Annotated in this window: 3 protein-coding genes; all 3 read right to left on the bottom strand. The window is 36.2% G+C overall.

The features are described from left to right. Positions 1-984: hypothetical protein (locus ACIQZ6_RS12345; RefSeq protein WP_395811542.1), on the bottom strand; the 984-nt coding region annotated here is incomplete at its 3' end. Continuing rightward, positions 974-2377: an undecaprenyl-phosphate glucose phosphotransferase gene (locus ACIQZ6_RS12340; RefSeq protein ID WP_395811540.1), complete on the bottom strand. Its 1404-nt coding sequence runs from the start codon at positions 2375-2377 to the stop codon at positions 974-976. The genes ACIQZ6_RS12340 and ACIQZ6_RS12345, both read right to left, overlap by 11 nt. Before the next feature lie 20 nt (positions 2378-2397). Further along, a complete protein-coding gene (locus ACIQZ6_RS12335; protein ID WP_395811538.1) occupies positions 2398-3498 on the bottom strand; it encodes a DUF1972 domain-containing protein in 1101 nt (366 codons plus the stop codon). Positions 3499-3697 lie beyond the last annotated feature (199 nt).

Genomic DNA, 3697 nt, shown 5'->3' with positions numbered 1-3697 from the left:
GCGGTCGCTGTAGATTATTGACTCTCCAATACTAAAAGACAAGCCTTTGACCGGGAAAAAATTGAAGCTGTGAGTAGCCATAAATTTATGGACGAATAGTTCTCGCTCATCACCATAAATTGTATTGCCCTTGCCATAGGTCCTGTTTGAATCTAGTATTGCTGATTGAAGCCAGGTATGTGCATAATGAAATTTAAGCCATTTTAATACCTGATAATCCAAACGAATAAAAGGATATGCCGGAGCTTTATCCGACATCACCAATCTGCCATTCTCGCCATAGCCCCATAATAACTGGTCATGGCCAATACTTACTGAACCATTGTCCCAGGAATAGGTAATATTGCCTCGAAAATTGGTATAATTAAGCATTTTGGCATTTTTATTCAGATTTTCTGTGCGTATTACCCCGGTTTCATTGTTAAATTGCTTAATACTGTCAATCCCATCTCCAGTTTCGGTGTTTTCAGTGAAATAAGCTTGGAATGAAATGTTTTTTCCTTTCTGCCCCCAAAATTTTAGACCATTACTTTGTTTGAGTATACTTTTTTCTAGGCCCTGTGTGGTTTCTAAGCCAATGACAGGGTCTACTCTTAAAATTAAATCGCCTTCTTTTACCGAAAACATTCCCCATCTGTTATGTTGATCTTTTTTTAAGAAGAGGCTGCTGTCTCTTAAATTTTTATTGAATTCTGAATAGTCTTGTTCATAAAAAGATAGTTCTTGTACTTCAATGGCAGATAATTTATGCACAGAGTCTCTGAGTTGAGAAAGATTGATCGCAATAGTTTTTCTGTTTAATGGTAAGATAAAGTCTGCGATCTCTATATTTCCTTTTTGTGCCTGACGGGATAAAAAAGCGTTAACAGGATGTTTAGGACTCTCCCAAACAGCCTGAGCTCGTGCTTCAATACTTGCAAATTGGACAAATAATAAAAGAAAAAAAGAGGTCTTAATTATCGAATTTCTGAAATTAATAGGCATTTTGATCACCTTTAATAGTTAAAATTACAGTTTGCAATACAATTTGGCAATCAAGCCAGAAAGTCCAGCTATGTATGTAATAAAGATCGTAATTAACCCTGCGCTGCATGGAGCCAGGTGCAGAAGTTTCGCCCCTGCAGCCATTTACCTGCGCCCAGCCAGTAATGCCAGGTTTAACAAGGTGCCGTAGCATATACCTATCCACATTCTGAATGGATGAAATATTCAGGGGAGTAACATGGGGTCTGGGGCCAACTACAGACATATTCCCTTTCAGGACGTTCCAAAACTGAGGCAGTTCATCAATGTTCCATTCTCTGAAAATTTTTCCTATTGGGGTAATTCTGCTGTCATTTTTCGTGGCTTGTAAAAAGCCTCCATTTTCATCTGTTTCAGGACTTCCGTAATACATGGTCCTGAATTTATAACAGGTAATTTTTTGATTATTCAGACCCCAGCGTTCTTGTTTAAAGAAAATGGGTCCTTTTGAAGTTACTTTAATGATCAATGCAATAATTGGCATTAACCACCATCCCATGATAATAAAAAACAGTAATGAAAATAAAACATCAAAAAGCCTTTTAAGCATTTTATTTCCCCAGCGGTCTTGTGGTAATGATCTAAAATTAATTACAGGCAGGAGTCCGATGGTATTGATACTTATATTACTAGAAGCATAAAGGTATAGATCTGGGATCATTCGAACTCTTTTGCCATGAAAATCACAAGCCTCAATACAGGCACTGATCTGTTCATGCTTAGCGTTTGGCAGGGCAATGATTACCTCATCTACCTTGCTTTCAGCAAGAATTGAATTCAGGTCGTTGATCTTGCCCAGATAGGTACATCCATTAAGTTTTGTTTTTTCGTCATCAAGAAATCCGATGCATTTGTAACCGTAATAAGTATGCAGATTGATGGTTTCGTAAAAATCTTTTGCTGCAGGGGTTGATCCAATAAGAATGATTTGCTCCTGGAGCCGACCGCTGTAAAAAATGCTATGCAGGTATTTTCTGAAGATATATCTAAAGGATAATATCAGGGTAAAGAGTGTCGGTAAATAAATAAAAAGGAAATAATTACTGAGCTCAATGGTATTTCTAAAGAAGAAAAGAAATGAGGTTAGGATGATGGCGAACAGGATAAGTGTAACCAACACATAAATTATTTCTTCTGCGAATTTATTTGACCTGAGGTCTTTGGTTAAGCCTGAAACCTGAGCTGCACTATACCATGAAATGATTGAAATTAAAAGAAAAATAAAGACAATAGAATCTTGTTCAGAGTCAATTGCTCCATTGCTATAATAGTCTGCTAACCAAAAAGATAAGATCAGCAGAGGGGTGTCTATTAAATATCTGAATCCGTTATATAGAAAATAAGGTCTCGTCATAGAGAATTATTGTCTTCGTTTTATTTGTAAATAGTATGCATTGCTAACTGGTATGCTGCAGTAACAGAATCCCAATTGTATTTATCGGTTAATCCAAAGCTAACCTCAGCCTTTAATTCTTCCACGTATTCCGGATTTTTCTCCAGTTTTTTCATTCCATTACTAATCGATTCCGTGTTTTCTTTAAAGAAAAGGCCAAGTTCGCCATTTCTAAGCATTTCTTTATTAAAACTTGTATCTAAAGCAAGTATAGCACAATTATTAGACATGGCTTTAAGCATTGCCGGATTAGTGCCGCCAAATTTGTGACCATGAATATAAGTAAAGCAATTCTGATAAAGAGCCATCAGTTCTTCACTATCTCTGACGTAACCTATGAAGCGGACTCGATCGCCTGCTAGTTTTTTTAAGTTTTCAGCGTAGGCATCTTTATAGGGCACATCTCCCACAATCACTAGTTTTTTTTCGGAATCTGATTCCAAATAAGCCTTAACAATTAAATCGGCATTATTATCAGGAATTAATCGCCCAACAATGAGGTAATAATCATTGGCTGTTATTTCAAAACGCTTTAAGTGAGAAATAGCTGATTTTTTATATTCCGGGGCACCATAGGCAATTACCAGAGAATCTTTATTGAACTCTTTTAGGTATACATCACGCATTGCTTCAGCATCAGTAATGATCAGATCGTAAAGTTTTGTAGCCATTTTTGCTGCAAAACGAAAATAGCTAGCACCTAAACCTTTCCATTTTGGTCTTAGCCATTCCAATCCGTCAACATTGATCATCGTTTTTTTGCCAGTTAGTTTTGGAATCCATCCCATTGGGCCTGCTGCCAGATTGACTACCAAAATAACATCAACCCGACTAAAAGTTGCGTGAACCAAGGATAAAAAAGAGTGGACAATTTGGTTTAATGATTTGGTATTAATTGTTGGGATATAATGCAAATGGATTCCATTTACTAGGGGTGGTTGTTTATCAAATAGATTTTTTTGGCAGTAAATGTGTACTTCAACACCATTTTTGACCAGCCTCTCACTTAATTCCTTTGCAAAGGTTTCAAAACCACCATAAACGTAAGGATAACCTCTTGTACCAATAATGGCTAATTTCATTCGATCATTTAATTTTACGGGAGGTGTGAAAAAACTAAACCCAGAAAAAATCTAGGATATTGGTTTAAATCATTCTTTGGGGTATAAATTCCAATAATTTGATTTTTCAATGTAATTGATTTTATGATTGAGGTAGAATCAATCAATTAGCAAAGCAAAAGTATTTAAATAATTTAGAATAGTGGAATTTTGGGGGGAT

It is taken from the genome of Daejeonella sp. (genome assembly GCF_044348475.1).
GTDB lineage: Bacteria > Bacteroidota > Bacteroidia > Sphingobacteriales > Sphingobacteriaceae > Daejeonella.
This window is presented reverse-complemented; position numbering and strand designations above follow the sequence as displayed.